Origin of the sequence: Allobosea sp. ASV33 (genome assembly GCF_016428755.1) — a bacterium.
GTDB lineage: Bacteria > Pseudomonadota > Alphaproteobacteria > Rhizobiales > Beijerinckiaceae > Allobosea.
In genome coordinates this window covers 25,572-49,246 of sequence record NZ_JAELTI010000019.1, presented here as the reverse complement: position 1 = coordinate 49,246, position 23,675 = coordinate 25,572, and the positions used below count along the sequence as shown (strand labels likewise).

General features: G+C 65.4%; 35 protein-coding genes and 2 tRNA genes. 8 read left to right on the top strand and 29 right to left on the bottom strand.

The window, feature by feature from the left end:
• The first annotated feature begins 3 nt into the window (after positions 1-3).
• Both JHD80_RS08640 and JHD80_RS08635 read left to right on the top strand, forming a co-directional pair.
• Positions 4-1,083, top strand: coding sequence for a lytic transglycosylase domain-containing protein (locus tag JHD80_RS08640; protein WP_199086060.1), 1,080 nt, complete (start codon positions 4-6; stop codon positions 1,081-1,083).
• The gene (locus JHD80_RS08635; protein WP_199086058.1) at positions 1,080-2,294 is read left to right on the top strand and encodes a DUF2336 domain-containing protein; all 1,215 of its coding nucleotides are present in this window, start codon (positions 1,080-1,082) and stop codon (positions 2,292-2,294) included. The genes JHD80_RS08640 and JHD80_RS08635 overlap by 4 nt, the downstream gene beginning before the upstream one ends.
• A gap of 186 nt (positions 2,295-2,480) precedes the next feature.
• Here JHD80_RS08635 and JHD80_RS08630 read toward each other — a convergent pair whose 3' ends face one another.
• The 5 genes from JHD80_RS08630 to JHD80_RS08610 all read right to left on the bottom strand — a co-directional run bounded on the left by JHD80_RS08630 (position 2,481) and on the right by JHD80_RS08610 (position 5,883).
• Positions 2,481-3,254, bottom strand: a complete 774-nt coding sequence (locus tag JHD80_RS08630) for an NAD kinase (RefSeq protein WP_199086057.1) — start codon at positions 3,252-3,254, stop codon at positions 2,481-2,483.
• A 151-nt stretch (positions 3,255-3,405) separates the two neighbouring features.
• Positions 3,406-4,389, bottom strand: coding sequence for an MBL fold metallo-hydrolase (locus JHD80_RS08625; RefSeq protein WP_199086055.1), 984 nt, complete (start codon positions 4,387-4,389; stop codon positions 3,406-3,408).
• 76 nt (positions 4,390-4,465) lie between these two features.
• On the bottom strand, positions 4,466-4,900 hold the full coding sequence (locus JHD80_RS08620) for a hypothetical protein (RefSeq protein WP_199086053.1): 435 nt from the start codon (positions 4,898-4,900) through the stop codon (positions 4,466-4,468).
• Between the two features lie 121 nt (positions 4,901-5,021).
• Positions 5,022-5,522 (bottom strand): hypothetical protein, encoded by a 501-nt coding sequence (locus JHD80_RS08615; RefSeq protein ID WP_199086051.1) that lies wholly within the window; start codon positions 5,520-5,522, stop codon positions 5,022-5,024.
• Positions 5,523-5,592: 70 nt separating this feature from the next.
• Positions 5,593-5,883 carry a hypothetical protein gene (locus JHD80_RS08610; RefSeq protein WP_199086049.1) on the bottom strand — a complete coding sequence of 97 codons (291 nt, stop codon included), beginning with the start codon at positions 5,881-5,883 and terminating at the stop codon, positions 5,593-5,595.
• Between the two features lie 186 nt (positions 5,884-6,069).
• Here JHD80_RS08610 and JHD80_RS08605 point away from each other — a divergent pair, with 186 nt between their 5' ends.
• Positions 6,070-6,558, top strand: coding sequence for a DUF3617 domain-containing protein (locus JHD80_RS08605; protein ID WP_199086047.1), 489 nt, complete (start codon positions 6,070-6,072; stop codon positions 6,556-6,558).
• Positions 6,559-6,622: 64 nt separating this feature from the next.
• Here the strand turns inward: JHD80_RS08605 and JHD80_RS08600 are convergent.
• The 3 genes from JHD80_RS08600 to rlmB form a co-directional block, all read right to left on the bottom strand.
• Positions 6,623-6,697 (bottom strand) — tRNA-Thr (locus JHD80_RS08600).
• A gap of 133 nt (positions 6,698-6,830) precedes the next feature.
• Positions 6,831-8,489, bottom strand: coding sequence for an MFS transporter (locus JHD80_RS08595; protein WP_199086045.1), 1,659 nt, complete (start codon positions 8,487-8,489; stop codon positions 6,831-6,833).
• 274 nt (positions 8,490-8,763) lie between these two features.
• Positions 8,764-9,564: a 23S rRNA (guanosine(2251)-2'-O)-methyltransferase RlmB gene (rlmB, locus tag JHD80_RS08590; RefSeq protein WP_199086043.1), complete on the bottom strand. Its 801-nt coding sequence runs from the start codon at positions 9,562-9,564 to the stop codon at positions 8,764-8,766.
• Between the two features lie 97 nt (positions 9,565-9,661).
• Between rlmB and JHD80_RS08585 the strand changes: the two genes are divergently transcribed.
• Together JHD80_RS08585 and JHD80_RS08580 are read left to right on the top strand one after the other, a co-directional pair.
• Positions 9,662-10,219, top strand: coding sequence for an AAA family ATPase (locus JHD80_RS08585; RefSeq protein ID WP_465246506.1), 558 nt, complete (start codon positions 9,662-9,664; stop codon positions 10,217-10,219).
• Positions 10,220-10,387: 168 nt separating this feature from the next.
• A tRNA-Tyr gene (locus JHD80_RS08580) sits at positions 10,388-10,472 on the top strand.
• An 8-nt stretch (positions 10,473-10,480) separates the two neighbouring features.
• On the opposite strand, the gene JHD80_RS08575 is transcribed toward JHD80_RS08580, so the two are convergent.
• From JHD80_RS08575 to JHD80_RS08485, 19 genes are all read right to left on the bottom strand, one after another.
• Entirely contained in the window at positions 10,481-11,590 is a 1,110-nt protein-coding gene (locus JHD80_RS08575) for a tyrosine-type recombinase/integrase (protein ID WP_349237234.1), read from the bottom strand.
• Positions 11,587-11,781, bottom strand: coding sequence for a hypothetical protein (locus JHD80_RS08570; protein ID WP_199086041.1), 195 nt, complete (start codon positions 11,779-11,781; stop codon positions 11,587-11,589). The genes JHD80_RS08575 and JHD80_RS08570 overlap by 4 nt, the downstream gene beginning before the upstream one ends.
• On the bottom strand, positions 11,781-12,245 hold the full coding sequence (locus JHD80_RS08565; RefSeq protein ID WP_199086039.1) for a hypothetical protein: 465 nt from the start codon (positions 12,243-12,245) through the stop codon (positions 11,781-11,783). Before JHD80_RS08565 ends, JHD80_RS08570 begins: the two co-directional genes overlap by 1 nt.
• A complete protein-coding gene (locus JHD80_RS08560) occupies positions 12,242-12,454 on the bottom strand; it encodes a hypothetical protein (RefSeq protein ID WP_199086037.1) in 213 nt (70 codons plus the stop codon). The genes JHD80_RS08565 and JHD80_RS08560 overlap by 4 nt, the downstream gene beginning before the upstream one ends.
• 198 nt (positions 12,455-12,652) lie before the next feature.
• Positions 12,653-12,859, bottom strand: a complete 207-nt coding sequence (locus tag JHD80_RS08555; RefSeq protein WP_199086035.1) for a hypothetical protein — start codon at positions 12,857-12,859, stop codon at positions 12,653-12,655.
• The gene (locus tag JHD80_RS08550) at positions 12,856-13,134 is read right to left on the bottom strand and encodes a hypothetical protein (RefSeq protein ID WP_199086033.1); all 279 of its coding nucleotides are present in this window, start codon (positions 13,132-13,134) and stop codon (positions 12,856-12,858) included. Before JHD80_RS08550 ends, JHD80_RS08555 begins: the two co-directional genes overlap by 4 nt.
• Positions 13,131-13,553, bottom strand: a complete 423-nt coding sequence (locus JHD80_RS08545) for a hypothetical protein (protein ID WP_210339837.1) — start codon at positions 13,551-13,553, stop codon at positions 13,131-13,133. The genes JHD80_RS08550 and JHD80_RS08545 overlap by 4 nt, the downstream gene beginning before the upstream one ends.
• On the bottom strand, positions 13,553-13,705 hold the full coding sequence (locus JHD80_RS08540) for a hypothetical protein (RefSeq protein ID WP_199086031.1): 153 nt from the start codon (positions 13,703-13,705) through the stop codon (positions 13,553-13,555). The genes JHD80_RS08545 and JHD80_RS08540 overlap by 1 nt, the downstream gene beginning before the upstream one ends.
• Positions 13,702-14,043 (bottom strand): hypothetical protein, encoded by a 342-nt coding sequence (locus JHD80_RS08535; protein WP_199086030.1) that lies wholly within the window; start codon positions 14,041-14,043, stop codon positions 13,702-13,704. The genes JHD80_RS08540 and JHD80_RS08535 overlap by 4 nt, the downstream gene beginning before the upstream one ends.
• Positions 14,043-14,477 carry a hypothetical protein gene (locus JHD80_RS08530; RefSeq protein WP_199086028.1) on the bottom strand — a complete coding sequence of 145 codons (435 nt, stop codon included), beginning with the start codon at positions 14,475-14,477 and terminating at the stop codon, positions 14,043-14,045. Before JHD80_RS08530 ends, JHD80_RS08535 begins: the two co-directional genes overlap by 1 nt.
• Positions 14,478-14,480: 3 nt before the next feature.
• Positions 14,481-15,707: a RecT family recombinase gene (locus JHD80_RS29100; RefSeq protein WP_465246505.1), complete on the bottom strand. Its 1,227-nt coding sequence runs from the start codon at positions 15,705-15,707 to the stop codon at positions 14,481-14,483.
• Between the two features lie 9 nt (positions 15,708-15,716).
• Positions 15,717-16,658, bottom strand: coding sequence for a hypothetical protein (locus JHD80_RS08520; protein WP_199086026.1), 942 nt, complete (start codon positions 16,656-16,658; stop codon positions 15,717-15,719).
• A 154-nt stretch (positions 16,659-16,812) separates the two neighbouring features.
• Entirely contained in the window at positions 16,813-17,760 is a 948-nt protein-coding gene (locus tag JHD80_RS08515) for a pentapeptide repeat-containing protein (RefSeq protein WP_199086025.1), read from the bottom strand.
• Positions 17,761-17,786: 26 nt separating this feature from the next.
• A complete protein-coding gene (locus JHD80_RS08510) occupies positions 17,787-17,978 on the bottom strand; it encodes a hypothetical protein (protein ID WP_199086024.1) in 192 nt (63 codons plus the stop codon).
• Positions 17,968-18,279, bottom strand: a complete 312-nt coding sequence (locus JHD80_RS08505) for a hypothetical protein (RefSeq protein WP_199086023.1) — start codon at positions 18,277-18,279, stop codon at positions 17,968-17,970. The genes JHD80_RS08510 and JHD80_RS08505 overlap by 11 nt, the downstream gene beginning before the upstream one ends.
• Positions 18,276-18,941 (bottom strand): PH domain-containing protein, encoded by a 666-nt coding sequence (locus tag JHD80_RS08500; RefSeq protein WP_199086022.1) that lies wholly within the window; start codon positions 18,939-18,941, stop codon positions 18,276-18,278. Before JHD80_RS08500 ends, JHD80_RS08505 begins: the two co-directional genes overlap by 4 nt.
• Positions 18,938-19,078: a hypothetical protein gene (locus tag JHD80_RS08495; RefSeq protein ID WP_199086021.1), complete on the bottom strand. Its 141-nt coding sequence runs from the start codon at positions 19,076-19,078 to the stop codon at positions 18,938-18,940. Before JHD80_RS08495 ends, JHD80_RS08500 begins: the two co-directional genes overlap by 4 nt.
• Positions 19,075-19,329, bottom strand: a complete 255-nt coding sequence (locus JHD80_RS08490; protein WP_199086019.1) for a hypothetical protein — start codon at positions 19,327-19,329, stop codon at positions 19,075-19,077. Before JHD80_RS08490 ends, JHD80_RS08495 begins: the two co-directional genes overlap by 4 nt.
• Positions 19,330-19,334: 5 nt before the next feature.
• On the bottom strand, positions 19,335-19,733 hold the full coding sequence (locus tag JHD80_RS08485) for a hypothetical protein (RefSeq protein WP_199086018.1): 399 nt from the start codon (positions 19,731-19,733) through the stop codon (positions 19,335-19,337).
• Between the two features lie 125 nt (positions 19,734-19,858).
• On the opposite strand from JHD80_RS08485, the gene JHD80_RS08480 reads away from it, so the two are divergent.
• The gene (locus tag JHD80_RS08480) at positions 19,859-20,206 is read left to right on the top strand and encodes a hypothetical protein (protein ID WP_199086015.1); all 348 of its coding nucleotides are present in this window, start codon (positions 19,859-19,861) and stop codon (positions 20,204-20,206) included.
• A gap of 224 nt (positions 20,207-20,430) precedes the next feature.
• On the opposite strand, the gene JHD80_RS08475 is transcribed toward JHD80_RS08480, so the two are convergent.
• Together JHD80_RS08475 and JHD80_RS08470 are read right to left on the bottom strand one after the other, a co-directional pair.
• Positions 20,431-21,234, bottom strand: a complete 804-nt coding sequence (locus JHD80_RS08475; RefSeq protein WP_199086014.1) for a DUF3800 domain-containing protein — start codon at positions 21,232-21,234, stop codon at positions 20,431-20,433.
• A gap of 85 nt (positions 21,235-21,319) precedes the next feature.
• Positions 21,320-22,093 (bottom strand): LexA family transcriptional regulator, encoded by a 774-nt coding sequence (locus tag JHD80_RS08470; protein WP_199086012.1) that lies wholly within the window; start codon positions 22,091-22,093, stop codon positions 21,320-21,322.
• Between the two features lie 619 nt (positions 22,094-22,712).
• Between JHD80_RS08470 and JHD80_RS08465 the strand changes: the two genes are divergently transcribed.
• Together JHD80_RS08465 and JHD80_RS08460 are read left to right on the top strand one after the other, a co-directional pair.
• Complete coding sequence (locus JHD80_RS08465; RefSeq protein ID WP_199086010.1) at positions 22,713-23,057, top strand: hypothetical protein; 345 nt, start codon at positions 22,713-22,715, stop codon at positions 23,055-23,057.
• A 164-nt stretch (positions 23,058-23,221) separates the two neighbouring features.
• Positions 23,222-23,668, top strand: coding sequence for a helix-turn-helix domain-containing protein (locus JHD80_RS08460; RefSeq protein ID WP_199086008.1), 447 nt, complete (start codon positions 23,222-23,224; stop codon positions 23,666-23,668).
• Positions 23,669-23,675: the final 7 nt, after the last annotated feature.

Here is a 23,675-nt window from a genome sequence, read left to right as displayed (position 1 = left end):
TCGATGTTCCTCTTCATCACGCCGCAGAGCCAGAGCCGCGAAACGCAGCCAGCGAGCCCGGTCGTCAGCGCCATCCGCCAGGGCGCGGAGCGGACGGGGGCGGGGTTCGACTATCTGCTCAAGACGGCGCAGCGGGAATCGTCTCTGGAGCCGACGGCGAAGGCGAGCACATCGAGCGCCACGGGGCTCTTCCAGTTCATCGAGCAGACCTGGCTTTCCATGGTTAAGCAGGAGGGGCCGAAGCAGGGTCTCTCGCAATATGCCGATGCGATCAGCGAGAGCGGCGGGCGCCTCAGCGTCTCCGATCCGGCGGCGCGCGAAAAGATCCTGCAATTGCGCAACGATCCGCAGGTCGCGGCGGTGATGGCCGGTGCGCTGACCCAGAAGAATCGCGATCAACTCGCGTCGAGCCTCGGCCGGCAGCCGCAGGCCGGCGAGCTCTATATGGCGCATGTGCTGGGCGCGCGTGGCGCGTCCGACCTGATCCGCGCGGCCGCCAACGACCCCAATCGCGTCGCGGCGCGAGACTTTCCGGATGCGGCATCGGCCAACCGCTCGATCTTCTACGACAAGGCCGGCCGCGCCCGCAGCGTGCAGGAGGTCTATGGCGTGCTGGCGGCAAGCCATGCCAGCACCCAGGTCGCGGCCAATGTGACGCAGAACCCGCAGGCGGTGCAGGCGCAGGGCGACGTTCCGGTCGCCGAGGTTGCCGCCGGCTTGCGCGAGGGGCGGGCCAAGGGGCTGGTCGGGCTGTTCTCGACCAATGGCTCACGGGATCCGGTCTCGAAGGCCGTCGCCAATCTCTGGACGACTCCGCCCCGAGGCGGCACGCGCATGGCCTCGCTCGAAGGTGGCGAGCGCTATTTCCCGCGTTCCGGCCAGGGCGAAACGATGTCCGATGCAAACCCGGTTGCGATCGGTGCCGCGACCGGCGCCGCGGCCAAGGCCGTCAGCGCGCCGCTGCCGCCATCGCGGCCGAGCGATCTGTCCCAGCCCAGCGTCGCGACGTCGCAGCCGGCCGGTAAACGGCGCAGCGGACCGCTCGACCTGTCTTCCTTCATGATCCAGCGGAGCGGGGCATGATCGTTCGTCGCTTCCTGCTTTGGGCCCGGACCGCACCGGCGGAGGCGCGCGCGAGCGGCGCCGCGGCTTTGGCGGGGGCCTATCTGCGCTCGGAGATGTCCGACGAGGACAAGCACGAGGCCGAGACCGCGCTGATGGCCTTGATCGACGATCCCTCGCCCTTGGTGCGCCGTGCGATCGCCGAGGAGGTGGCGCCGTCGATGCGCACGCCGCGCAATCTCGCGCTGAGCCTGATCGCCGAGCAGAGCGATGTCGCGGCGCTCGTCCTGGCGCATTCGCCGGTGCTGACCGAGGCCGATCTGGTCGATGCCGCGGCGATCGGCGATACCCTCGCCCAGAAAGCGATCGCCATGCGCCGCTGCCTGCCGTTGAGCGTCTGCGCGGCGCTGGCCGAAGTCGGCTGCGAGGAGGCGCTCGTCACGCTCGCGGGCAACCGCACCGCCGAAATTCCCGAGTTCTCGCTGGAACGCATGATCGAGCGGCACGGCGACAGCGGCACCTTGCGGGAAGCCCTGCTCGAACGTGCCGATCTGCCGGGTGGATTGCGCCAGGCGATCGCCGCCAGAGTCTCCGATACGCTGGCAAGCTTCGTGGCCGGTTGCGGCTGGTTGACGCCGGAGCGTAGCGCGCGGCTGGCGCGCGAATCGACGGAGCGGGTCGCGGTCGCGCTCGCGGCCGGCGGCGAGGTTAGCGATGCGCCCGCGATCGTCGAGGTTCTCAGGGTCACCGGCCGCTTGACGCCCGGGCTGATGCTGCGCTCGCTGCTGAGTGGCGAGCCGGCCCTGGCCGAGGCGGCCTTCGTCGCCCTGTCGGGCTTGCCGGAGCAGCGGGTCGCGGCGCTGCTGCGCGACAAGCGGGGTGCCGGGCTAAAGGCGCTCTGCCGCAAGGCGGGGCTCTCGGCTGCGCTGGAACCCGCTTTCACGGCCGCCATCCTCGCGCTCAACGCGCGTGGTTTCGACCGGGGCAGCGTTCGCCAGGGCATCGATCGCGGGCTGTTGCGTGCAGTCCTGATCGCCTGCGAAACCCGCGAGGGGCCGGAGGCCGACGGACTGATGGCGATGCTGCGCCGCATGGATGCGGAGGCCGCCCGCGAGGAGGCCCGCAATCTCGCGGATTCGCTGGCCGACGACGCCGCGCTGGCGCTGCTCGTCGAAGCCGATCCGGCCTTCCTGATCGAGCTCGCCGAGAGCGATCTGCGCGACGCTGCCTGAGCGGCGCTATCGGGATTCGATAAGCTGAAGCACTGCGCGGTCATTCCGGGCTTGACCCGGAAGCCATCGTAGAGCGCTGGAACCCTTCGATGGATTCCGGATCGGCGCCGCTATCGCGGCTTGTCCGGAATGACGGCGCGGTTCCCGGACTGGTCGTTCCGGGGCCTCGTCATCAGGGTTGAAGGCTCAGTAGCCGAACTGCTCGCGCAGGATGCGCTCGTCCAGGCTATGGCCGGGGTCGTGCATCATGACGAGGTCGACGCTGCGGTCGATCTCGATCGAGACGGAGCTGACCTCGTCGATCTGCGTGTGATCGGCGACGGCGCTGACAGGGCGCTTCTCGGCTTCCAGCACCTCGATGAAGACCTTGGCATGGTCGGGCAGCAGGGCGCCGCGCCAGCGCCGCGGCCGGAAGGCCGAGATCGGCGTCAGCGCCAGAAGCGGCGCGTCGAGCGGCAGGATCGGGCCGTTGGCCGAGAGGTTATAGGCGGTCGAGCCGGCGGGCGTCGCCAGCAGCAGGCCGTCGGCGATCAGCTCGGACAGGCGCACCTGACCGTCGACCGAAATGCGCAGCTTCGCAGCCTGATAGGAGCGGCGCAGCAGCGAGACCTCGTTAATCGCCTTGGCCTGCACGGTCGCGCCGTTGCGGTCGATGGCCTCCATCGACAGCGGATGCACGATGCTGCGCTGAGCTGCGTCCAGCCGCTTGGTCAGGCCGCGCTCCTTGAACTCGTTCATCAGGAAGCCGACCGAGCCGCGATTCATGCCGTAGATCGGCTTGCCGGTCCCCAGGAAGCGATGCAGCGTCTGGAGCATCAGGCCATCGCCGCCGAGCGCGACCACGACCTCGGCCTTGGCCGGATCGGCATTGCCGTAACGCTCGACGAGCTTCTCGAGCGCCGCCTGCGCTTCAGGGGTTTCGCTGGCGACGAAGGAGATCGCGCCGAATCGTTCGGTCATAGCGTGTCCTGAAACGGCAGGCCCTGCGGCATCGGGGCAGGCTTAACACGCCAGGACGCCCGGCCGCGAGGCCATGGCGGCAACAAAGTCCCGATGACGGAAAAAGCCGGGCTTTCGCCCGGCCTCGATATGAAACGAAAAGGGACGAGTCTCAGAGAGCGGCGCTCCACTGCACCGGCACCATCTCGAAGCCGTTGCCGTCCTTGGCGATGAAGCCGGTCGCCGGGAAGGGCGCATGGTAGAACGCGACCTGCATCCGCTCGGCCGAGACCATGTCGAGGAGCTTGCGCCGCGTCGCCGCCGCCTGCGGGCCGTCCATATCGAAGACGGCCGACCAGTCGGGATTGCGCACGAACAGGGCCGGATGATTGGTCGTGTCGGACATGATCATCATCTTGCCGTTGCCCGAGGTCAGCGCGAAGACGGTGTGGCCGGGCGTATGGCCGGGGGCCGCGATCGGCGTCAGGCCGGGCAGGAGTTCCTTGCCGGGCTCGAACTGCTTCACATCCTTGGCGACCGGTCCGAAGACGCGGCGCACGCCGGCGAAGGCGCCCTTCATAGCCTCGGGCGCAGCGTTCATCTTGGCATCGTCCATCCAGAAGGCCCATTCGGCCGCCGGGACCATCACCTCGGCATTGGGGAAGACGGCCGTGCCATCCTTCAGCCGGAAGCCGTTGATGTGGTCGCCATGGAAATGGCTGAACACGACGCTGGAGACGTCCTTCGGATCGAAGCCAGCCGCCTTGAAATTCGCCATCCAGGTGCCGGAGGTCGGTGCGCCCGAATCGCCGTTGCCGGTGTCGATCAAGGTGAGCTTGCCGCCATGCTGGATGGCCAGCGTCGTGAAGGTGATGTTGAGCGCGTCCTGCGGCAGGAACGCCTCCGCCATCGCCTTCTTGACGTCGGCGAGCTCGGCATTGCGGACAAAGCCTTCGAGCGGGCGCTTGCCGAAGCCGTCATTGAGCGCCGTCAGGGTGACGTCGCCGATCTTGTAGCGGTAGAAACCGGGAGCCTGATTCACGGGAACTCCTTGAGCATGGGCCTGGCTGAAACCGGGCAGATCGAGTGTTGCAGCGGCAACGAAAGCACCGGCGCCGACCAGAGCGGCACGGCGCGTGAAATCTGTGTCCTGCATGTAGCTGTTCTCCCTGGGATCGCAGGCAGACTAGCGGCGGCCCGGCGGCATTCAACCGTGCGGGACAGCCGGCAGGTCAAGTTTCCGTGAGGCCCGGCTCCGTCGGCGCTGCGGATGAAGCCGGCTCGCGACGCGCGAGCGCGCGCAGCATGGCGGCGCAGAGCGCGAGCGAACCGACGACACCCTGACCGGAGCAATCGGCCACGAGGGCTTGGAACGCCAGCGCTTCGTCATTTGCGAAGCATTGCAGGCTCCAGCTCCAGCCGGGTGCCTTCTGCCGCAGCAGCGACACCGCGATGTCGATATCGGCGCTGACGGTGCCGAGCGTCTTCCAGAACGAGCCGTGCTGATAGATGCCGCCCGCCGGCGTGCGACGATTGACCAGCCGCGTCGGCTTGCGCCGAACGACGAAGCCGAGCGCCTCGTAGATATCGGCATCGAGCTCACGATCGGGCTTGCTCGAGGCCTCGCAACGGTCCGCGAGCGTGAGGAGTTGTGTCCGGTCGTCCATTCCGGTCCGTGTAAAGGTCGATCAGATCTATGGGCGCTGGTGCGGCACCGCAGGCGGGACATTTAACTCATCATAGCGCCCGCCGGCCAGCCACGGAATGGCGGGCCGACAGGCGCTGAGGTCACGGACCGACGACAGTTCCCCGCGCGCTGCCGCCGGGCACGCGGCAGGAGCAGCCGATGCCGATGGGCGCAGGCTCATACAGCGTGCAGGTCTTGACCCGTGTACTGCACATTCCGCCTTCGGCGGCCGGAACGGCTCCGTAGACGGGATAAACCGGATAGGCGGGATAAACAGGATAGCCGGGATAGACCGGCCCATAAGGATAGGCTGCGATCGCACCGAGCGTCGCTGCGGCCGCCAGGCCCGTGCCCCAATAGGGATAGCCGCGGTATCCGCGATAATAGCCGGCGTGGCGCCAACCCCAGCCGCCGCCGCGCCAGCCCTGTCGGTAGGCCCCAAATCCCGGCCGGGCTCCGAAAGGCCTCACGCCGATGCCGCGCGCGTGGAAGCCGCCCTGCCGGAAGCCGGCGCCACCGAAATGAGGCTGGGCTGCAGCCGGCAAGCTAGCGGCCAGAAGCAGTGGTGCGGCTGACGCCGCGACGAGAAAAAGATGACGCATGCGAACCTCCCTGGAAACCGGGATTTCGCCCCATCAGATCAACGTGTGGGTGCTTGCGAGGTTCCCGGGCTTAATTGTCGAAAAGGCGGGAGCGGCTCTTGCAGCGATAACCGACGAAGCAGGCCTGGCTGTCGCCGCTCGGCACGAAAGCGGCTTCCTGGTCTTCGTCGATCTCGCAATAGCTGCGATCGCGGACGAAGCGGTCATAGGTATATCCGCCGGTTCCGAGCACGACGGCGCCGTGCACCTGGACGTCGCGCTGACTCGCCGAGCAGGGTCGCGAGACGGTCGACGGGCGCGTTTGCGCCGTCGCGAGTCCCGCAGGGAGCAAAAGCGCTAGCGTGAGTACAAAGGTCTTCATCGAAGCCTCCAGAAGCTTGAGCTGACTGATCAACCGCCCGGCACCTCAAACGTTCCTGCCGCGGTCGCTCTGTCAAGATCGCGTTGCCCTGCAGGTATCGCAGCCCCGATGCCGATCCGCGCCGCCTCATTCTGGCCTTGGCCTGCGTCTTGTCTCGGCATCTTCCGAATCCCTTGGAGCGACGTCATGAAACTCGTGCTGATTGCCGCACTCGGTGTCCTCGTTGCGCTGCCCGCGGTGGCGCAGCAGCAGCTTCCACAGCGCAAGCCGGGCCTCTGGGAAACGAAATCGGTAGGCAATGAGGGCGAAACCCTCGCCAAGCAATGCGTCGGAGCGGGAACCGACCAGTCGGTCGTCGGTGGCCTCGCCGCCGGTGCCTGTTCGAAGATGCTGGTCACCAAGACGGCCACCGGCTACGCCGTCGAGACGGAATGCACCGTCGGCCAGATCAAGGCATCTGGCAGCAGCGTCATCACCGGCGATTTCCAGACCTCGGTCCGCACCGAAGGCACGACGAAGATCAGCGGCATGCCGGGGCAGGCCGGACCGGTCGAGCGCAAGCTGGTCGTCGAGGCGAAGCGCGTGGGTGACTGCGCCGCCGGCCAGAAGCCTGGCGACATCATCATGCCCGATGGCAAGGTGATCTCGATGCCGTCGTCGAAGCCGGCGCCGTAGACCTGTCGATCGACATGTCAGGGTGAGAGGCCCGCGCGCTCGTGCGGGCTGATCCTTCGGAAAATGGTGCCGGCGGAGAGGATCGAACTCCCGACCTTCGGTTTACAAAACCGCTGCACTACCGCTGTGCTACGCCGGCGCCGTCGCATTCGGCCTCGCGGCCAAACCGAAGCAGCGGTTACCAGCCGCGCGGCGCGAGGGCAAGCCTGAGATGGGCCCATAAAAAAAGCCCCGCCTTGGGAGGCGGGGCCGGGTTCGCGGTCAGGCGACGATCATTCCAGGATGTCGCGGTTCTTGGTTTCCGGCAGGAAGAGCAGGCCGATCACGAAGGTGCCGAGCGCCACGATGATCGGATACCAGAGGCCGGAGAAGATGTTGCCGCTGGCGGCCACGATGGCGAAGGCGGTCGGGGGCAGGAAGCCGCCGAACCAGCCGTTGCCGATGTGATAGGGCAGCGACATGCCGGAGTAGCGGATGCGGGTCGGGAAGAGCTCGACCAGCAGGGCGGCGATCGGTCCGTAGACCATCGTGACGAAGAGCACGAGGATGAACAGGATGCCGACGGCCTGGAGGGCGCGGCTGCTGGAGAGCAGCTCGCCGATCGAGGGCGTCTTCAGGATGCTCGGATCGCCCACCTTGGGATAGCCGGCGGCCTGGGCGGCGGCGGTGAGTTCGGCCACTCCGCTCGGCGCGTCCTTGCCGTTGATCGTCGCCTTGAGCGCCGAGCCGGCCGGGCCGGGCACCAGATCGTAGTGGATCGAGTTCGTGGCCAGTGCACGGCGAACGACGTCGCAGGGCTTGGTGAAGGTCCGCACGCCGACGGGGTCGAACAAGGTGCCGCATTCGGCCGGATCGGCGGTCAGGACCAGCTTCACGTTCTCGGTCGCGCTGATCAGGTTCGGATTCGCGGTCTTCGCCAGCATGGTGAAGAGCGGGAAATAGGTCAGCGCCGCGATCAGGCAGCCGGCGAGCAGGATGGGCTTGCGGCCGATCTTGTCAGAGAACCAGCCAAAGAAGATGAAGAACGGCGTGCCGAGCAGCAGGCCGAGCGCGATCAGCAGGTTGGCGGTGGTGCCGTCGATCTTCAGCGTCTGCGTCAGGAAGAACAGCGCGTAGAACTGGCCGGTGTACCAGACGACCGCCTGGCCGGCAGTGCCGCCGAACAGCGCGATGAGGCCGATCTTGGCATTCTGCCAGTTGCCGAAGGCTTCCGAGAGCGGTGCCTTCGACTGGGTGCCTTCTTCCTTCATCTTCACGAAGGCCGGCGATTCGGAGAGCTGGAGACGAATCCAGATCGAGAAGCCGAGCAGGATGATCGAGAGCAGGAACGGAACGCGCCAGCCCCAGGCCGCGAAGGCTTCCGGCGACATGCTGAGTCGCAGGCCGAGGATGACGATCAGCGAGAGGAAGAGGCCGACCGTCGCGGTGGTCTGGATCCACGAGGTATAGAAGCCGCGCCGGCCCATCGGGGCATGCTCGGCGACATAGGTCGCGGCGCCGCCATACTCGCCGCCGAGCGCGAGGCCCTGGAGCAGGCGACAGGCGATGAAGATCGCGGGCGCGGCGTAGCCGATGGTCTGGAAGCTGGGCAGCAGGCCGACGACGAAGGTCGCGATGCCCATCACCGTCATGGTGACGAGGAAGGTGTATTTGCGGCCGATCATGTCGCCGAGACGGCCGAAGAACAGGGCGCCGAAGGGGCGGACCGCGAAGCCCGCCGCGAAGCCGAACAGCACGAAGATGAACTTCGCGGTGTCGTTGTCGCCGGGCACGAAGGTCTGGGCGATGTTGGCGGCGAGCGAGCCTGCCAGATAGAAGTCATACCACTCGAAGACCGTGCCAGCCGACGAGGCGATGATGACCTTCCTTTCCTCCTTGGTCATCGGCCGGGGCGCGGCCCGCGAGTCCGATGCTTGTGATGCCATGCTCATGGCGCTTGTCTCCCCTGATGAAGCCCTGAAGCCGGGCTTAAGCCCGGCAACCTCGTTCGCGCGGTTCACGTTCTGAATGACGGTGGCCGCGCTGCCGGACGACGGGTGAGTCCCGTCGTTCCAGCTCGCTTCAAAGGATTGCGCGCGGATCGCCGCGGGGGCAATCAGGCACTTGGTCTTGCACCGTTCGTCTAAGAGACCATCGGTGGGGGAGGCGCGTGGGCCGGAACAGGGCGCGGAAACGCCCTTCTGCTGGCTTCGCGGAGGGCGCGGCTCAGCGGCGCCGGCTGGCCGCGTAGAGCGCGATCGCGGTCGCGTTCGAGACGTTGAGGCTGGTGATCGAGCCGGGCACTTCGAGCCGGGCGACATGGTCGCAGAGCTCGCGCGAGCGCTGGCGCAGGCCCTTGCCCTCGGCGCCCATCACCATGACCAGCGGACGGCGCAGCGCGACGTCGTCGAGCGCGACATCGCCATCCGAATCGAAGCCGATGCGCAGGAAGCCGCGCTTGCCGAGGGTATCGAGCGCGTCGCCGAGATTGCGCACGGCGATCAGCGGCACATGCTCCAACGCGCCGGAGGCGGATTTGGCGAGCACGCCGGTGGCGGCCGGGGAGTGCCGGATCGTGACGATCACGGCCGCGGCGGCGAAGGCGGCTGCCGAGCGCAGGATGGCACCGACATTATGCGGGTCGGTGATCTGGTCGAGCGCGAGCACGATCGCGTCGTCAGGCAGGCTGTCGAGATCGGGCGAGGGCAGGGGATCGCAGACGAGATAGAGACCCTGATGCACCGAATCGGGTGTCAGCAGGCGGTCGATCTCGGAAGGACGCACGATCTCGGCTTCGAGCGGCAGGTCCCCGACTTGCTCCTGGAGGCGGCGCAGGCCATTTTCCGTCGCGAGCAGCCGCCGGAAGCGCCGCTGGGGATTCTTCAGCGCCTCGACGACCGGATGCACGCCGTAGAGCACGGCCTCGTCGATTTCGCCCGGCCGGTGCGGCGGCGGGCCGTCAGGGCGGCGGGCGCCCGGTCTGCCCCCGGCGGGCCTGGCATGTTTCGGGCGGAACGGCGGAGCCATCGCTCTCTCCAGTGATTGCCGGATTGCCGTGCCACGCCACGGCGCACTTGGCCAGCGCGAACCAGCCTTTGCCGACATATCCAGGAGGACAGGAGCCATGATGCCACAAGAAAACGACCGGCTGATCGTAGTCACCGGAGGGCCGGGCGCGGGCAAGACGAGCCTGATCGAGGCCTTGGCTGCCAGCGGCCAAGCGGTGCGGCCCGAGGCCGGGCGCGCCGTCATCCGCGACCAGCAGGCGGCCGGCGGCCGGGGGCTGCCCTGGGCCGATCGCGCCTTGTTCGCGGACATGATGCTGGCGGCGGACCTGCGCAGCCATGCCGAGGCGGCCGCGGGAGGCGGGACGGTGTTCTTCGATCGCGGCCTGCCTGACATCGCCGGATATCTGACGCTGTGCGGTCTGCCGATTCCCGATCGCGTCGAGCGGGCGGCGCGGGAACTGCGCTATCGTCGCACCGTCTTCATGGCACCGCCCTGGCCGGAGATCTTCGCGCAGGACGCCGAGCGGAAGCAGGATTTCGCCGAGGCGGAGCGGACCTACGCGGCCATGGCCGAGACCTACCCCCGCTACGGCTATGTGCTCGTCGAACTCCCGCGTGCCAGCGTCGCGGAACGCGTGGCCTTCGTCCTGAGCCATCGTCCCGCTTCCGGCTGACCGGCTTGCGGCCGCATTGCCGCGCCTTCACAACGAATTCGCACCATCGGTCTTTTTGCCGTTGACAGGGCGCGGCCCGGTCACCATAAGTCCGGCCGCGCCTACCGGTCGTCGCGAAAGTGACATATCGGTGGCCCTGGGCTCACAGAGCCGATCAAGGGCGCAGGCGGGGGAATGTCCCGAGCGGCAAAGGGGGCGGACTGTAAATCCGCTGGCTATGCCTTCGCAGGTTCGAGTCCTGCTTCCCCCACCACCTTTTTTCTAAGCATTTGATTTTCCTTCTTTTTTAGCTTCGTTCCCCGCACCTGATGACGGGGTGCGGGAATAGACGTTCTTTTTCGGTTCCGGGATCAAGAGCGAAGCAGCCTCTTCCGCGAGGCGTTGGCGGTTCGCTTTCTTGGTATAGAGCGCCGCCATTCCGCGACCGCTCCAGCCGAAAATCGCATCGAGCTGAGCATCGGAGGCTCCCCGGTTCGCGGCGCGTGTGGCGCCAGCTTTGCGGAGGCCATGAGCGCGACCAGGCACCCCGGCCGCGACACAGGCGTCAGCGAACCAGTTGCCGAAACTCTCCTTGGTCATGGCCGTGCCGTCAGGCTTGGCGATGAACACCATGTCCCCGGTCTTCGTCGCCTCGATCGACTTGGCCAACGGAGGCAGGAGAGGGAGGACGACTGTGACCTTCCCCTGACCCTTCTCCGTGGTCATGTGAATCAGGCCACCGCGAATGTGCTGCCGCCCGAACTGCGAGGCGTCTCCGCGCCGGAATCCGGTATAGGCGAGGATGTCGAATGCCAGCCGCTCGCGCGTGCCGGTTGGCCATTTGGCCTCGAACCGATCGCACTCTTCGTCTGTCCAGGTATGGTGGCCTTCCGTCTTGGGCTTCGACACCTTCACGTCCCGCGTCGGATCTTCCTTGACGTGCTCGGCATCGACTGCCCACTGGAACATGCCCCGCATGGTCTCGACGAAGTGGCGCGCCATCGCCGGAGTGTCTTTGCGACGATCCCGCCCGGCGACGACGGCCTTGCGCGTGATCGCGGAGAGGGGCTTGTCGCCAGCCGTCTCCAGCACATGCTTCATGATGTTCTCGCGCTGGCGCCGCGTGGCATTCGACAGGCCCCCCCAAGCTTGGCTGCCTTGGTAGACTTTCCACAGCCACCGGAGCGTGCCAGCGCCGCCTGCCAGCTTCTTCTGAACCGGCTCGCCAACAAGCGCGGCCTCATAGGCCTCTTTGAACTCGTCGCTGCCATATTCAGCGGGGAGCCGAACGCGCTTGCCCTTGCCGCGCCGAAAATACCAGACCGGGTTACCGTGCCGGTTGAACTCGCGATGGGCGTGGGGGTAGCGAGGACGAGGCATGTCGTCGATCACAGCACGACCTCCTCTTCCTGCTCAACAACCATCTGCGTCTGATCATGCTGAGGCCGGGCATTCTCCCCGATCAGCACGCGAATGGTTCCGTCAGGCGCGACCTCGACGACAGCCTTGACCCGCGCCTGAGCAACCGCGCGAACCGTGCGGGCGATATCGGCTTGCGTGACCCTGGCGGCGGTGCGAGGCATCAGACAGGCTCCTCGATCCACAGCCGGTCATCGATGACGGCTTCGTCCCAAGGGCGCAGGCCCGCAACTTCAAGCGCGGCGCGGTTCTCTGGCGTATCGATGATGACCTTAACCTCATAGTTGTCGCAGATCGCCCCAACCCAACGGCCTTGCTGCAATGCTTCGCGGATTTCGGGGTGTCCTTCGAATTTGAGGCAGTGGCCTTCGACGCTCCATGCGCCATAAGTGTCGGGCCGGTAGAAGGCTCCGCTCTTCCAAAGCTCATCGCGCAATGGCGATTGGACATCGACCTTGGTGATTTTCCCGTTCTTGCGCACGCGGTGAACGAATTCGCCGTTGCGGTTGACGACGTCGAGCACATGGCGCGCCCTCAAGCCGCCAATCTTCGCGATCTCGGCGATGGTCGTGTGGTCCTTGAACCGCAACAAGGCGCGGATCGTTTCGAGGACGGGGCGCTCGGTCATCGTTTTGCCCACTCCCACGCGTGGACGGTGTCGTCATTCGAAAGCGCGTAATGGCGTTCGCAGCGGAAGCGCGCGACATGGCGTGTGCCGGGCCTCGTCGGCATGACGATCTCGACGATCTTGAAAGCTGTGCGGCCACGCTTCGCCTTGATGAAATCTCCGAGACGCGGCAGGCCCCCGTCCCAATGCAGAGCGGTGAGGGTTGCCAACTTCACAGCAGCCTCCCAGCCCGATCATCGGCACCCGCGCGCTGACGGAAGTCCGATTCCATTTCCTCGAAGATCTCGATTTGAATATCCGCATCGGCCTGCTTCATCCGGCCTTCCGCAACGCGGGTCGCATAGACGCGTCGGCGGAAGCCGCTCTCGCGGGCGAGAGCCTGCTGTTTCTGACGAGCGGTAAAGCGGTCAGCCATTCTCAACCTCCCGACCTGCATGGGCCTTGGCCCGGGCCGTTGCTGCGGTGATGATGCTGGCTCGGGCGCGTCGAGCATTTGCTAGATCGGCCTTCCGGTGCTCGATCACGGCGTCGAACTCAGAAACGGCGTCGGCCTCCACGGCCGTCAGGAAATTGCGCCAGGGCCATTTCGGAGTGCGGGGCTTGAACCGGCTCATGCCGCGTCCCACTCTGCTTCGTGTTGGCGACGTGCGCGGGCCAGCTCGCGGCGCTCTCGCTCCGACCGCCACTCTTCGGCGGACTTCATCGGATAAAGTCCGTGCCCACCCCAGCGGGCGATGCGGCCCTGAACCGACAGGTAGGTTAGCGAAACGATCTGGCCGAGCATTTCGTCCCAGCCGAGGCCGTCATGATGCTTGCCGTCCTGCTCGACGACGAAAGAGCCGGGGAACTGCTCATTTTCGTCGGCGATGCGGATAGTAATCGCCTTCACGGCTTGCTCCTCTTGCGATTGGGGAAGGGGCGGGAAGGCATGCGGGAGCGAGGCCGCTCGGGCCTCTCGCCGCGCTTGATTTCGAGGATGCGCCTGCGGAATTCCTCTCCACCGGCTGGGTCTCGCTCGATACGCTTCACCTTCGCGGCGTTGCCGACATCGCTGCCCGCGGTCGTGGCGCCGCGGCCGCGCGTCTTCTCGGCGTGCTCGACCTTGCGCAGCGGCCGCAGATGGCGCGGATCGTTCGGATGCGGCATGAGCTCGCCAGTCTCGGGATCAACGATCCTGAGCGCGAGCGCCGGCTGGTGATCCCACTCGACGCCGCCTGCGATCTCCTCCTCTGTGAACCCGAGCAGCAGCAGCGCTGCATGCAGCTTCACGCCGATGGGGATGTGTTTGCGATGATCGGAGGTGCGCATCAGGAGTCATCCTCCTGGTCGTCTTCTGCATCCTGCTCCTCGACCTGCTGGCAGTTGACGCCACCGCAGCGCGAGCATTCGGTGTGCGTCAGGGCGACGAGCGGGCCGCGCCAGGTCACGGTCTCGGTCTGGCAATGGGCGCAGATCATCATGCGTCCTCCGCCTGCTTCACAGGCGACAGGAGGCGCTCGAAGACGCTGATGTCGGTCGGACGGTCGAGGAGAGGGCGGAAGTCTTCGGCGTGGTCCCAAGGCTCTTGCGGCGGCGCGTCGCTCCATTCGCAGACGGGATTGACGATCTCAATCAGCCGAACGCCCTGGGTGCCGTCCTTGCGGTTACGTGTTTCGCGGATTGTGTAAACTGAGCCCTTGGACGGAGCGGCTACACCCCACTGGCGCCGCCAGTGAGCCCAGAATTTCCGCGCCTGATCGGGCAGTCGCGATTCGCTACCGCCGACACAGACGACCTTTTGCCCAGCATAGAAGGCCATCAGCGTGCCCTCCGCGGCTTCAGGCGCACCGCCGTCTCAGCCTCAAGCGCGTCGACATCGAGCCCGAGATCGGCGGCGAAGTCCTTTGCCTGTTCGGTGAAGAGAGCGAGCTCCTCGCGGCTCATCTTGCCGACGGATTTGAACTTGGCTTCGCCGCCGGCCTCGTCGAATACGACGCCGTCGATCCAGTGATGCGTTGCCTTCAGACTCGTCTTGAGCTTCTGATCCGTCATCGCGGGATCAGGGTGCGCGTCGGCGAACACCTTCAGGAAGACGGAGATGAAAGCCCGCGCACCTTGGGTGCCGGGTTCCCACTTCCTGAGCGAGAACACGGTGTCGGCGGGAAACTCGGCGATGGCGTCGCGATCCCGGCCGCCGACCGCGCGCAGCGCCTTGCCGTCCCAGCGTGCGAGGATTTCGTCGCCACGCTGCATGGCTCAGCCCTTCGCCTCAAGTTCGGCCTTGCGAGCGCCGAAATAGGCTTGCAACCGGGCAATATCCTCATGAGCAGTGATGCCCAGCCCATGGCGAACCGGGCGGGTCATCGTCCACCAGGAGCGGACCTCTTCGTAAGCCTTGAAGTCACCGGCAGCGGTCAGCTTCGACCTCACCAGAGCCTCGTAGGCTTCCGGCGTGCTCATATCCTCCTGCTGGCCAGCATCATCGTCAGCGGCGGGCGGTGGTGGAACGTCGTCGTTGGCCTCATCGGCGGCCGGCGCTGCGGGCGCGGTATCGGTCTGCCGCACCGTGCGTTTGACGTGGCGATCGCGGATCTCGCGAGCCCGCTCCACATAGCCGGAGAAATCAGCCAGCACCGCGTCGATATCGGTTTCGACGTACCAAGCCTCGACGTCGTCCGAGTTTGTAGCAAACCCGAGCTTCTCATCGAGGGCGGCAAGCTCCGCCTCGGGATCGATCGCATCGTCGGAGGGTGCCGCCGGCGCATCGTCAGGCTGGGGGGCAGATGTCGACGCGCCGGCGGCTTCCGCTGCCTGCTGGGAGGTGGTGGCGGCAGCGGATTCGGAGACGAGGACAGCTTCCTCAACGATCACGGCGGCGGTGAGGCCGACGTCATCGTCAGAAGGAGGGGGCGGCGGCTCTGTTGGAAGAGACCTCCCGCCAACGTCGCGGACTTGCGCGATGTCGGCAGCCTCGTCCTCGTCGTAGATGCCCGAGAACCCAAAGGCGTAGCGGGCGCCTTGCATCGCCGCCTTATGGCGCAGCATGCGTCGCTTCATCTTCCAGGGCTCGGTGCCGCGAATGCACTCGTCGAGGTATTCCGTCACGACGGTCGGATGCGAGCGGTCCTTGCGGTAGATGCGGCAGGTGACGGCTACGAGCGCGCCCTTCTCGTCGTCGTGCTGATCGAACTCCATGCCGTCGAACTGGGCGTGCCCGTTGATCAGGTTGAGCCAGCCGTCGATGCCGACGATCGGGACGATGCCACCGCCCTTCTTCGGGAAGGCATATATCTCGCGGAGGAGTGGGTTCAGCCGGTACTCCTTCGCGACGAGCACGAAAGCCGCGAACTCCTCGCGAGTGCCGGAAGCCGGAAAAACCGTCCCCCGAAGTGTCGCCTCGAAGGCGGCAGCCTCCATCCCGTAATTGTCGGCAAGCGTGGCGATAACGGACTTGCGCGGCTCGACCTTGGCAATGGCGTTCATGATGGCCTCTCAGGCGACGTATTCGAGGGTTTTCAGTTCGCAACCCGGCACGGCGACGCCGGTCTTCAGGTTCTGTTCGGCCATCTGCTTGATGACCGTCACGAACTGGACAGGGGGCTCGGGAAGCGCTGCGTAGAAGGCTGCCGCAGCGAGCAGGTCGTTGATGACAGCCACCTTGCGGGTACGGACCGTGGTGCTCCCGGTCGCGACCTTGCTGCGGCCGCGCACCGGCGCCTGCTCGACCGGTGCGTCTTCGCCCATGGCAGCCGCAGCTTTTGCCCGCGCCTCGCGATCAGCGGCTTCCTGCGCCTCGACAGCCCGCTTCTTCGCGAGGGAATAAACCGACATGCCGGTATTGACCTTGGAGACCAAGGCGTCGGCACGGTCGCGCGGCGGAACGAATTTCTTCTGGATTTCCTTGGCCTGCTGATCGATCGGCTTTTTCGCCGCGACCCGCATATCCTCGATCTTGCCGGAGAGCTCGCGCGCCCGTTCCTTCCACTTGTCTGCCTGAAGGGCGCGGACATCGTCCCCGGCGAGGACCGGCGTCTTGAAGAACTCGGCGATCTTCATCTCGATCAGATCGAGCTCTGCGATCAGCGCCTCGAACGGATCGGTCGGAAAGTTGGAGCGGGCGTCGTCGAGGCTCTCGATGTCTTCGGGCCACGGCTCGTTTCGGTTGGCCACAGCGTCGTAGAGGTCCGACGAAATCACATCCCGGCAGAAGAAGGAGAAAGTCGTCTCGGCGAATGATGCGTCCGCCAGCCGGCGCGTCTGCTTACCCTTGCGGCCGATCCAGGCGAACATCGTGCCATCGACGACACGGATCAGCACCGGGTCGCCGCGGTACCGGTAGCAGCCGCAGCGCGGCAGCTTGTCGGTCAGCTCGGGGTTCTGGCCGGCCAACTGCGCCTTCCAGTAGCTGAAGTCCTCTTTCAGTGCGGCGCTCATGGCTTCTTCCTCATCGGGATGCGCAAAACGGGCTTGCCGTCGCGCCATTTCGAGATTTTTAGCCCGGCTGCGCGGGCTTGCTGTTCAAGGGCGAGGCGCGCGAGGACCGTCGCGTAGTGACGCTGCACGGTTCCGTCTTTGCGCGCCGCTGGCATCAGGCAGCCTGTGGCTCTGGCGCCGAAGCGGGAGCGTCGAGTGCGACGAATTCCTCGATCCACTCGATGGCCTTGGCAGCGGCAAATCCGCCGCCCGACCCATCGCCGGGCTTGTCGCCCTCGCGGATCATGAGGAACCACTGCTCGGCGGGGCGATTTACATCCCGCTCCAGCGTCATGACATCGACACGGCGGACGTTGGCGATGGTGCCGACCAGACAGGCGCAGTCGCCGGCATAGGCGGAGCCGTTGACGCGCCCCTCGCGAAGGGCTGCAAGCAGGCCAGGGATTTCGGCTCGCGCGCCGGCCAGGATCATCCAGAGATCGGCCTTGAAGGATCGGAGCGTGCGCTTGTCGAGGCGGGCTCCGACGAGGCTGGCTCCGACGAGGCTGGCTCCGTCGAGGCTGGCTCCGTCGAGGCGGGCTCCGTCGAGGCGGGCTCCGTCGAGGCTGGCTCCGACGAGGCTGGCTCCGTCGAGGCGGGCTCCGTCGAGGCTGGCTCCGACGAGGCTGGCTCCGTCGAGGCGGGCTCCGACGAGGCGGGCTCCGACGAGGCTGGCTCCGTCGAGGCGGGCTCCGTCGAGGCGGGCTCCGTCGAGGCGGGCTCCGTCGAGGCGGGCTCCGTCGAGGCGGGCTCCGTCGAGGCGGGCTCCGTCGAGGCGGGCTCCGTCGAGGCGGGCTCCGTCGAGGCTGGCTCCGACGAGGCTGGCTCCGACGAGGCTGGCTCCGTCGAGGCGGGCTCCGACGAGGCTGGCTCCGTCGAGGCGGGCTCCGTCGAGGCGGGCTCCGTCGAGGCTGGCTCCGACGAGGCTGGCTCCCGTTCGGAAAGCCCACTTCACAGCCAAGCCCAGCTTGACGCTGCGCGGCTCATCATCAGCGCAGTCGATTTCTGCGGTGAACTGCAGCGCGCCGGTCCAGCGGCTGAAAACGTCGAATTTGATTGGCATCTCGGGCTCCGCTTGCGGTTTTGGGGTCAGAATGGCCGGTGACGGGCTTCGGCCTCGGGGTCAGGGCGACGCGGCTCGACATCCCAATCGTCATCGTCATGGATGGGCGCGCCGGTGCGACGGATGTCGATGAGCAGCCAAACGACGATTGCGAGAACGGCGATGCCGAGGAAAATCCAGCCCGCGTCGAACGACTGGAACAGAGGCTCAGGCTGCATCGCGGCCTCCCTCAGGCTTGCCGGAGACGCGGACGCCACCATGGCGCTCGGTCATCGAAGCGGTCTGGGAGAAGGGGGAAACCTCCCGCCCCGCGCCTCCGGCAAACTGGTAAAGTTCTGTCTGGGCGAAGGCTTTGGCCTCGCCGCCGAATTCTTGGATCGCGATCGGCGCGACCCGCTCAATGCGCCAGCGGGCTTCACACGCGGCGCTATCGGCTAGGTCGACGGCGGGTTCCAAGAGCAGGAGCCGGCCCATCATCGCGATTACGCGGTCGCAAACGACTTTGACCTGCGGGCTCATGACCGTGCCTCCGCCACCTTGCCCGCGTCGTGCTCAGCCTGCCGAGCCCGCCATTCGCGCTCATAGACAAGCCGCTTGGGTTCGCACCATTCCGGCTTCATCGGCTCGATGGTGGTCGCGCCGCCGTAGGTGACTTCGGCAAGCGGCAATTCCGGACAGAACCGCGCCATGATCGCGACGAAGGTGTCATGGCGCAGGTAGAGACCGCCCATGCCGCCTGTCGCGTGCCAGGGCTGTCCCTTCCACGGCTTCCAACGATTGATGTCGACGAAGGCGACTTCGGCGTAGCCTTCCGGCGCGCCGACATGCCAAGGGCCGCGCAGGACGATCTCGGAGCCGTCCGCACTCTGGAACATATGGACCTTGTCCAACCGGACAGCGCCGCCGTGAGCGTATTGCTCCATCCGCCCGTCCTCGTGCCGGGCGCGGTAGTAACGGCCGCCCTCAAGGACAAAGCGCTTGTTCGGCCAATCGCGGACATAGCCGCGAACCTTGAGTAGAACATCGGGGCTATTGCCGTAGCCCTCGCGCCAGCGGACATGCGCACCCTTGCACCAGTCGGGGATCGGCTGCGGACCGACCGGCCGCTCGATCTCCCGCCACGTCAGGCGGTTGTCGAGGCCGTGCATCACGGCGCGGGTCTGTTCCGTGGAGAGCATCATTGACCCACGAGCTCCCAGCAGGAAGCGAAGCCGACGAGGGCGATCATCGCGAAGATCGTCAGGGTGGCGAACACGTCGCCGACGCTGTCGATGCGCCAGACGGGCGCAGGCGCGGGCACATAGACGCGGCGGATCATGCTGCGCTCCGTTCGGTGAGACGATTGAGATCGGTGCGGATCCAGCTCAGAACCTTCAGGCAGAGGTTCCGGCGGTCGGCACAGTTCAGGCTGTTCGCATAGGAGAGGGCGACCTTCACGCAGGACTGGACGGTCCGAAGCACCGAGGCGCGGACAAAGTCAGTGCGGAAGTCCTGCAGCCTGCGAAGTCCGGCGAGAGCGTCGCTGATCCAACGATCGAACTGCTCTGCGCGGTGGATGTTGAGGTCCATCGCCGTCACTCCGCCGCGAGCAGCAGTGCGCCGGCTGCACGCTCATGGCGCCGTGCCCAGCGGAAGGCGATCATCGCGCCGCAAAGCAGATGCGTGTCGCCATCCTGATGGGCGAGGCGGCGAACAGTGCGGATGCCGTCTTCCGGGTCAGCCTGCGACAGGTTCCACGAAAGCGAGTTGAGCTTCTGCGGCGTCCGCAGGAACTGGCGGGCGAAGCTCTTGGCGTAGTTGATGGCGGTGCGGCGACCGGCGGCCTCGACCTTCGCCAGCGCCCTCCCCATCGCGGTCATGCCGTCCGGCGAAGCGGCCCGGATTGCGGCGTCACGAGCCCGGGCGGCAGCGACGTTTCCCGCCGAAGCCCGCTGGCATTCGTTGAGCCAGTCCTGTGTCTGTTGAGAGAGCATCGGTCGATCCCCATCGCCGGTTGGCTGATGGGGTCACTATGCAGAGCTAAAAATAGCTCGTCAAGGGGATAGGGCTAAAAATATCTCGCTCTCACTCCCGCTGACATTTGGAGTCAGGAGCGGCAGTGGCTCGTATCGACTCTGGGGAACAGGTATGCCTGAAATTGGAACGTAAGCAGAACAAAGAGGCTGCTACGACAGGGCATCATCAACAGAGTTCGGAGTATCAGGTCATGCCGGAAGACGTCGGAATTCGAGCGAGCTTCAAGCTCCATTACCGCTGCACCAACTGCCAACGGAACGTGTTCAAGCGCCTCGACGTCCCGGATGTGGACGACGCGCCTTATGACGTCGAGGAGCTGCTCGACAGCGCCTTCCTGCAGAGCGTCCGCGCGACCTGCGACGGCTGCGACAGCTTCATTGGGCGGCTGATCGCCGTCACCGTGTGGAAGTGCGAGGGGATTGCGGCATGAAAGACTGGAGCAAGGGCCTACCTGAGCCCGCCCGCGGCGCAGGCAGCAAATCCGGTGATGAGCGCAGAACGTTTTGTTTTCTGTTTGTTCCGGTTTGAGTGTTGTGAATCGCGGGGATATCTGCTAGATTCTTGTTGGGCAGACATGCGCCGGAACATCCCCAAGTTGCCTTCGGGCGGCAGCACTCAAGCAGTGTGAAACAGGGGCCGGGGGTCTGCCCACTTTCATTTCGCAAACGACTGGAAGAAGCCGCTTTGCATTGCGTCAAGCGCCGCTTTCGCGAGAGACGGCACAGGGGTTACGCCGCAGTCCAACGCTATACCCCGACGCTTAATCAAATTGGGACGTAGTAAGTTTGCATAGGTCGGTTCATAGTTCCCGTAAACATTGGGTTCGACGGCGTTAAAGAAAGCGCTCGTGATGCAGTCTGCAATCTGGAGCCCTGCCCATTTAGAGTGATTTTCGACCGCGATCTGATCTATGTCGAGCACTTTCCAATTAATGCTGCGTGCCGAAGGCATTACCTCTTTGCCGTCGCGCATCAGTGCCAAATACTCTCGCATGGAATTGTAGTCGGAATTCGCTCGGCGTGAGAACACAATTTTGAGGCTGCAGCCACCAGGTGACTTTGTCGCGCACGCGTGTGTAACCCTCTCCAAAAGCCAGCGCAGGAGGTAGTTGTAAAGATAGCCCTCCTTTTTGAAGGTCTCTTCGTATCGAGATCCGGGGATGGTTACCTTGTGCGACATCGCAACGGCCGCACCAATCGGAAGCCCGGAGATTTCCTGGCAAACCACTATCTTCTGTTCATGCTTGAGATCCCGGAAATGTAGGTCGCGAGACTTCTTTTTTGGGAATCGGCTGATGACCTGATTGCGCCACGTGGGGAGCTTCAGGTCGTTCTCGCGGCTAACTAAGCAAGCTCCTAGGATGAGCCATCGCGACTGTCCGCCAACCGGGCCGGCGGCGAGTTTTCCGAAGCCCTCGTCGCCGGCTTCGTCGATGTAGGCGGTGTACTGCGGGAGCATCGATCGACTCTGTCAATTCATCAATCGATGAAGCATAGAATGCAGATGTTGCAAAGTTGTTCGAGCGCCTGTTTGACTGACGTCGTCAGAGGTTGAACTCCGCCACAAGTCGCCGAACAATCGCGATGATCTCCACCGTCACGCCGTCATCGGCCAAGCTGTCCCGCTTGATGATGATCGGCTTGTGGCGTGGGTTGGTGGATCTCGGATGGAACTCCATCCGGTCCTCGTAGATCTCGAGCTGCTTCACCGACCATTCGCGCTCATGTCCGCCGTGCCTGGTGCGCTCAACAACGACGATCATGCCGTCTCGCAGCGGGTAGCGGTCGGCGATGTCCTCATAGGCGAGGGCGGATAGGCGATCACCATCTTGGATCGGCCGCGGTTTCAGCGCGTTCATGCTGTCGCCTTCGACCTCAAAGCCCAGGTGTCGGGCATGAGGGAACCTTGGATCGCGCGTGTCGAGGAACTCCTCGGGCTCTTCCCAGTCACCCAGATCCTCGATCGCGATGAACTCGCCGGCCTTGACCTTGCCGGCGATCTTGACCGGAACGAACTCGCCTAAGTCAGTGGGGATGACCGTCGAGGTTGAGGGGGATGGGAGTCCATCGCTGGCCGCAGCAACCTCGGGGCCTCGTCCTTCGGTGAGCCAATCGATCGTGGTGCCAAGAACGCGAGCAAGTGCCTTCAATCCGTCGGTGCGGGGCGATTTTGACGCGCCTAGCCGAATGTTCTTGATAAAGCTCTCGCTCTGCCCCGCTTCGCGAGATGCCCCTTTGGCGCTCTTTCCGGTCGCGGCAAGCCGCCGATCGATGCGTTCGATCAAGGTCTGCGGCAGCTTTTCCGTCTCGTTCGTCATGAGCCAAAATTAGCCCGCTGACGAGCTAAACGCGCGGGCTAAGAATAGCCTTGACATCGAGCTAAAAATAGCTCCATGTCTTCGCGCATGAACGCGATTGATGAACTCCTCGCCGTTGTCAGCGCCTTTGCTGAGGCAAGACAACTCTCGGAATCGAGGGTTTCCACGCTCGTGTTCGGGGAAGGGACGCGTCTCAAACACCTTCGCGAAGGTGGAGATATGGGCGCCCGGCGCGTAGCGCGCGGAATGTCTTGGCTTTCGTCGAATTGGCCTGAAGGGGCCGAATGGCCCGCGACTGTGACCCGGCCCATCGCGGCCGAGGAGACAGTCTGATGGACCGCTTGCTGGACATTTTTGTCGGCGCCGTCATCGGCGCCGCATTGGCAATTGCTGCGCTGCTTGCGCTTGCTCCGGTCGCCCTCATGGCCACCGTCATTGCTAGGTCCTGATCGTCATGGTGGTCCTCGCGCATCCCCGTCCATCAGCTTCGTCTCTCCTGAAATCCGGTGGGGTGCGGGTTGCAGCCCGCGTTCCCCGGAAGGTCGATCCGACCAGCACTGCCAAGCGCCCCGCCGTTCCGTCCTCGTCTGTGAAGCCACTTTCGCAGTCGGAGCTTGGAATGACTGGTCAGAAATCCGGAAAGGTTGGGGTGGCTTCACCCCAGGCTTGCCCCGAGAAGGCCCTTGATTTTCTGCGCGGCCTCTATCCGTCGAAGACGGTCGAGAACGTCGCGTACGACACCGGCATACCATCCGACACGGTGCGGAAGTGGTTCGAGGGCGTCGCCAAGCCATCCTGGGCCGCGTTCTCGCGCCTGATCTTCGCCTACGGCCCGGCTTTCCTGATCGCTGTCTATCCGAAGGCGCCGGCGTGGCTCGATGAAGCCCATCGCCGCGAGCGGCAGAACGCCCTGCGCGCTGAACAGCGCCGAATTCAAGAACAACTCGACGCCCTTGGCGCGTGAACCCTGAAAGGAGGGGCCATGCGGGGCCTTCTCGCGATTTTTCTAGCCGGGCTGTCTTGGCTCCTCGCCAAGCTGTCGCGGCTGACGATGTTTCCAGCAGCGGCCTTCGCCGATGGCGCGGAGTGGTGCGACCGGCAGGCCAAAAACCTCTCGGAGCCACGGCCATGAGCACGCCAACCCCAGACTGGCACGCAGTTGCCAAGCAGATGCACGCAGAAGGCGCTCGGATCTGCGAGATCGCGCGGCGTCTCAGGAAGTCGCGCAGCACCGTGCGATGGGCGGTCGATGCCGGGAATGAGCGGCAGCAGCATCGCGACCGCGTCCGCGTCCAGCGCCAGACGATCGCTCCTGGCATTCGCCGTCGTGTTACGCGGCAGCCGGTGCCGGAGCCGGTCGCTGCTCCACTAGTCGAGATCGGCACGAAGCCGACGCTGCCGAAGATCAGCCTGCTTGCGGCAGCCGAGCCCGAGCCGATCGTTCGGAAGTTCGCCCCGCGCACTCGCATTCGCCCTGCCTCGTCAGGCGCTGAACGCTGGCGGCAGATCCATCGCGCGATGATCCGGGCCGGCAAGCTGCCTGAGCCTGGGCTTCCCGAACAACTCCACCACTGACCACCAC

What these genes read in the sequence shown, in the direction of transcription:
- JHD80_RS08640 (WP_199086060.1), top strand. Translation starts at nt 4, where the DNA reads ATGTTCCTCTTCATCACGCCGCAGAGCCAGAGCCGCGAAACGCAGCCA.
- JHD80_RS08635 (WP_199086058.1), top strand. Translation starts at nt 1,080, where the DNA reads ATGATCGTTCGTCGCTTCCTGCTTTGGGCCCGGACCGCACCGGCGGAG.
- JHD80_RS08630 (WP_199086057.1), bottom strand. Translation starts at nt 3,254, where the DNA reads ATGACCGAACGATTCGGCGCGATCTCCTTCGTCGCCAGCGAAACCCCT.
- JHD80_RS08625 (WP_199086055.1), bottom strand. Translation starts at nt 4,389, where the DNA reads ATGCAGGACACAGATTTCACGCGCCGTGCCGCTCTGGTCGGCGCCGGT.
- JHD80_RS08620 (WP_199086053.1), bottom strand. Translation starts at nt 4,900, where the DNA reads ATGGACGACCGGACACAACTCCTCACGCTCGCGGACCGTTGCGAGGCC.
- JHD80_RS08615 (WP_199086051.1), bottom strand. Translation starts at nt 5,522, where the DNA reads ATGCGTCATCTTTTTCTCGTCGCGGCGTCAGCCGCACCACTGCTTCTG.
- JHD80_RS08610 (WP_199086049.1), bottom strand. Translation starts at nt 5,883, where the DNA reads ATGAAGACCTTTGTACTCACGCTAGCGCTTTTGCTCCCTGCGGGACTC.
- JHD80_RS08605 (WP_199086047.1), top strand. Translation starts at nt 6,070, where the DNA reads ATGAAACTCGTGCTGATTGCCGCACTCGGTGTCCTCGTTGCGCTGCCC.
- JHD80_RS08595 (WP_199086045.1), bottom strand. Translation starts at nt 8,489, where the DNA reads ATGAGCATGGCATCACAAGCATCGGACTCGCGGGCCGCGCCCCGGCCG.
- rlmB (WP_199086043.1), bottom strand. Translation starts at nt 9,564, where the DNA reads ATGGCTCCGCCGTTCCGCCCGAAACATGCCAGGCCCGCCGGGGGCAGA.
- JHD80_RS08585 (WP_465246506.1), top strand. Translation starts at nt 9,662, where the DNA reads ATGATGCCACAAGAAAACGACCGGCTGATCGTAGTCACCGGAGGGCCG.
- JHD80_RS08570 (WP_199086041.1), bottom strand. Translation starts at nt 11,781, where the DNA reads ATGCCTCGCACCGCCGCCAGGGTCACGCAAGCCGATATCGCCCGCACG.
- JHD80_RS08565 (WP_199086039.1), bottom strand. Translation starts at nt 12,245, where the DNA reads ATGACCGAGCGCCCCGTCCTCGAAACGATCCGCGCCTTGTTGCGGTTC.
- JHD80_RS08555 (WP_199086035.1), bottom strand. Translation starts at nt 12,859, where the DNA reads ATGAGCCGGTTCAAGCCCCGCACTCCGAAATGGCCCTGGCGCAATTTC.
- JHD80_RS08545 (WP_210339837.1), bottom strand. Translation starts at nt 13,553, where the DNA reads ATGCGCACCTCCGATCATCGCAAACACATCCCCATCGGCGTGAAGCTG.
- JHD80_RS08540 (WP_199086031.1), bottom strand. Translation starts at nt 13,705, where the DNA reads ATGATGATCTGCGCCCATTGCCAGACCGAGACCGTGACCTGGCGCGGC.
- JHD80_RS08535 (WP_199086030.1), bottom strand. Translation starts at nt 14,043, where the DNA reads ATGGCCTTCTATGCTGGGCAAAAGGTCGTCTGTGTCGGCGGTAGCGAA.
- JHD80_RS08530 (WP_199086028.1), bottom strand. Translation starts at nt 14,477, where the DNA reads ATGCAGCGTGGCGACGAAATCCTCGCACGCTGGGACGGCAAGGCGCTG.
- JHD80_RS29100 (WP_465246505.1), bottom strand. Translation starts at nt 15,707, where the DNA reads ATGAACGCCATTGCCAAGGTCGAGCCGCGCAAGTCCGTTATCGCCACG.
- JHD80_RS08520 (WP_199086026.1), bottom strand. Translation starts at nt 16,658, where the DNA reads ATGAGCGCCGCACTGAAAGAGGACTTCAGCTACTGGAAGGCGCAGTTG.
- JHD80_RS08515 (WP_199086025.1), bottom strand. Translation starts at nt 17,760, where the DNA reads ATGCCAATCAAATTCGACGTTTTCAGCCGCTGGACCGGCGCGCTGCAG.
- JHD80_RS08510 (WP_199086024.1), bottom strand. Translation starts at nt 17,978, where the DNA reads ATGCAGCCTGAGCCTCTGTTCCAGTCGTTCGACGCGGGCTGGATTTTC.
- JHD80_RS08505 (WP_199086023.1), bottom strand. Translation starts at nt 18,279, where the DNA reads ATGAGCCCGCAGGTCAAAGTCGTTTGCGACCGCGTAATCGCGATGATG.
- JHD80_RS08500 (WP_199086022.1), bottom strand. Translation starts at nt 18,941, where the DNA reads ATGATGCTCTCCACGGAACAGACCCGCGCCGTGATGCACGGCCTCGAC.
- JHD80_RS08495 (WP_199086021.1), bottom strand. Translation starts at nt 19,078, where the DNA reads ATGATCCGCCGCGTCTATGTGCCCGCGCCTGCGCCCGTCTGGCGCATC.
- JHD80_RS08490 (WP_199086019.1), bottom strand. Translation starts at nt 19,329, where the DNA reads ATGGACCTCAACATCCACCGCGCAGAGCAGTTCGATCGTTGGATCAGC.
- JHD80_RS08485 (WP_199086018.1), bottom strand. Translation starts at nt 19,733, where the DNA reads ATGCTCTCTCAACAGACACAGGACTGGCTCAACGAATGCCAGCGGGCT.
- JHD80_RS08475 (WP_199086014.1), bottom strand. Translation starts at nt 21,234, where the DNA reads ATGCTCCCGCAGTACACCGCCTACATCGACGAAGCCGGCGACGAGGGC.
- JHD80_RS08470 (WP_199086012.1), bottom strand. Translation starts at nt 22,093, where the DNA reads ATGACGAACGAGACGGAAAAGCTGCCGCAGACCTTGATCGAACGCATC.
- JHD80_RS08465 (WP_199086010.1), top strand. Translation starts at nt 22,713, where the DNA reads ATGACTGGTCAGAAATCCGGAAAGGTTGGGGTGGCTTCACCCCAGGCT.
- JHD80_RS08460 (WP_199086008.1), top strand. Translation starts at nt 23,222, where the DNA reads ATGAGCACGCCAACCCCAGACTGGCACGCAGTTGCCAAGCAGATGCAC.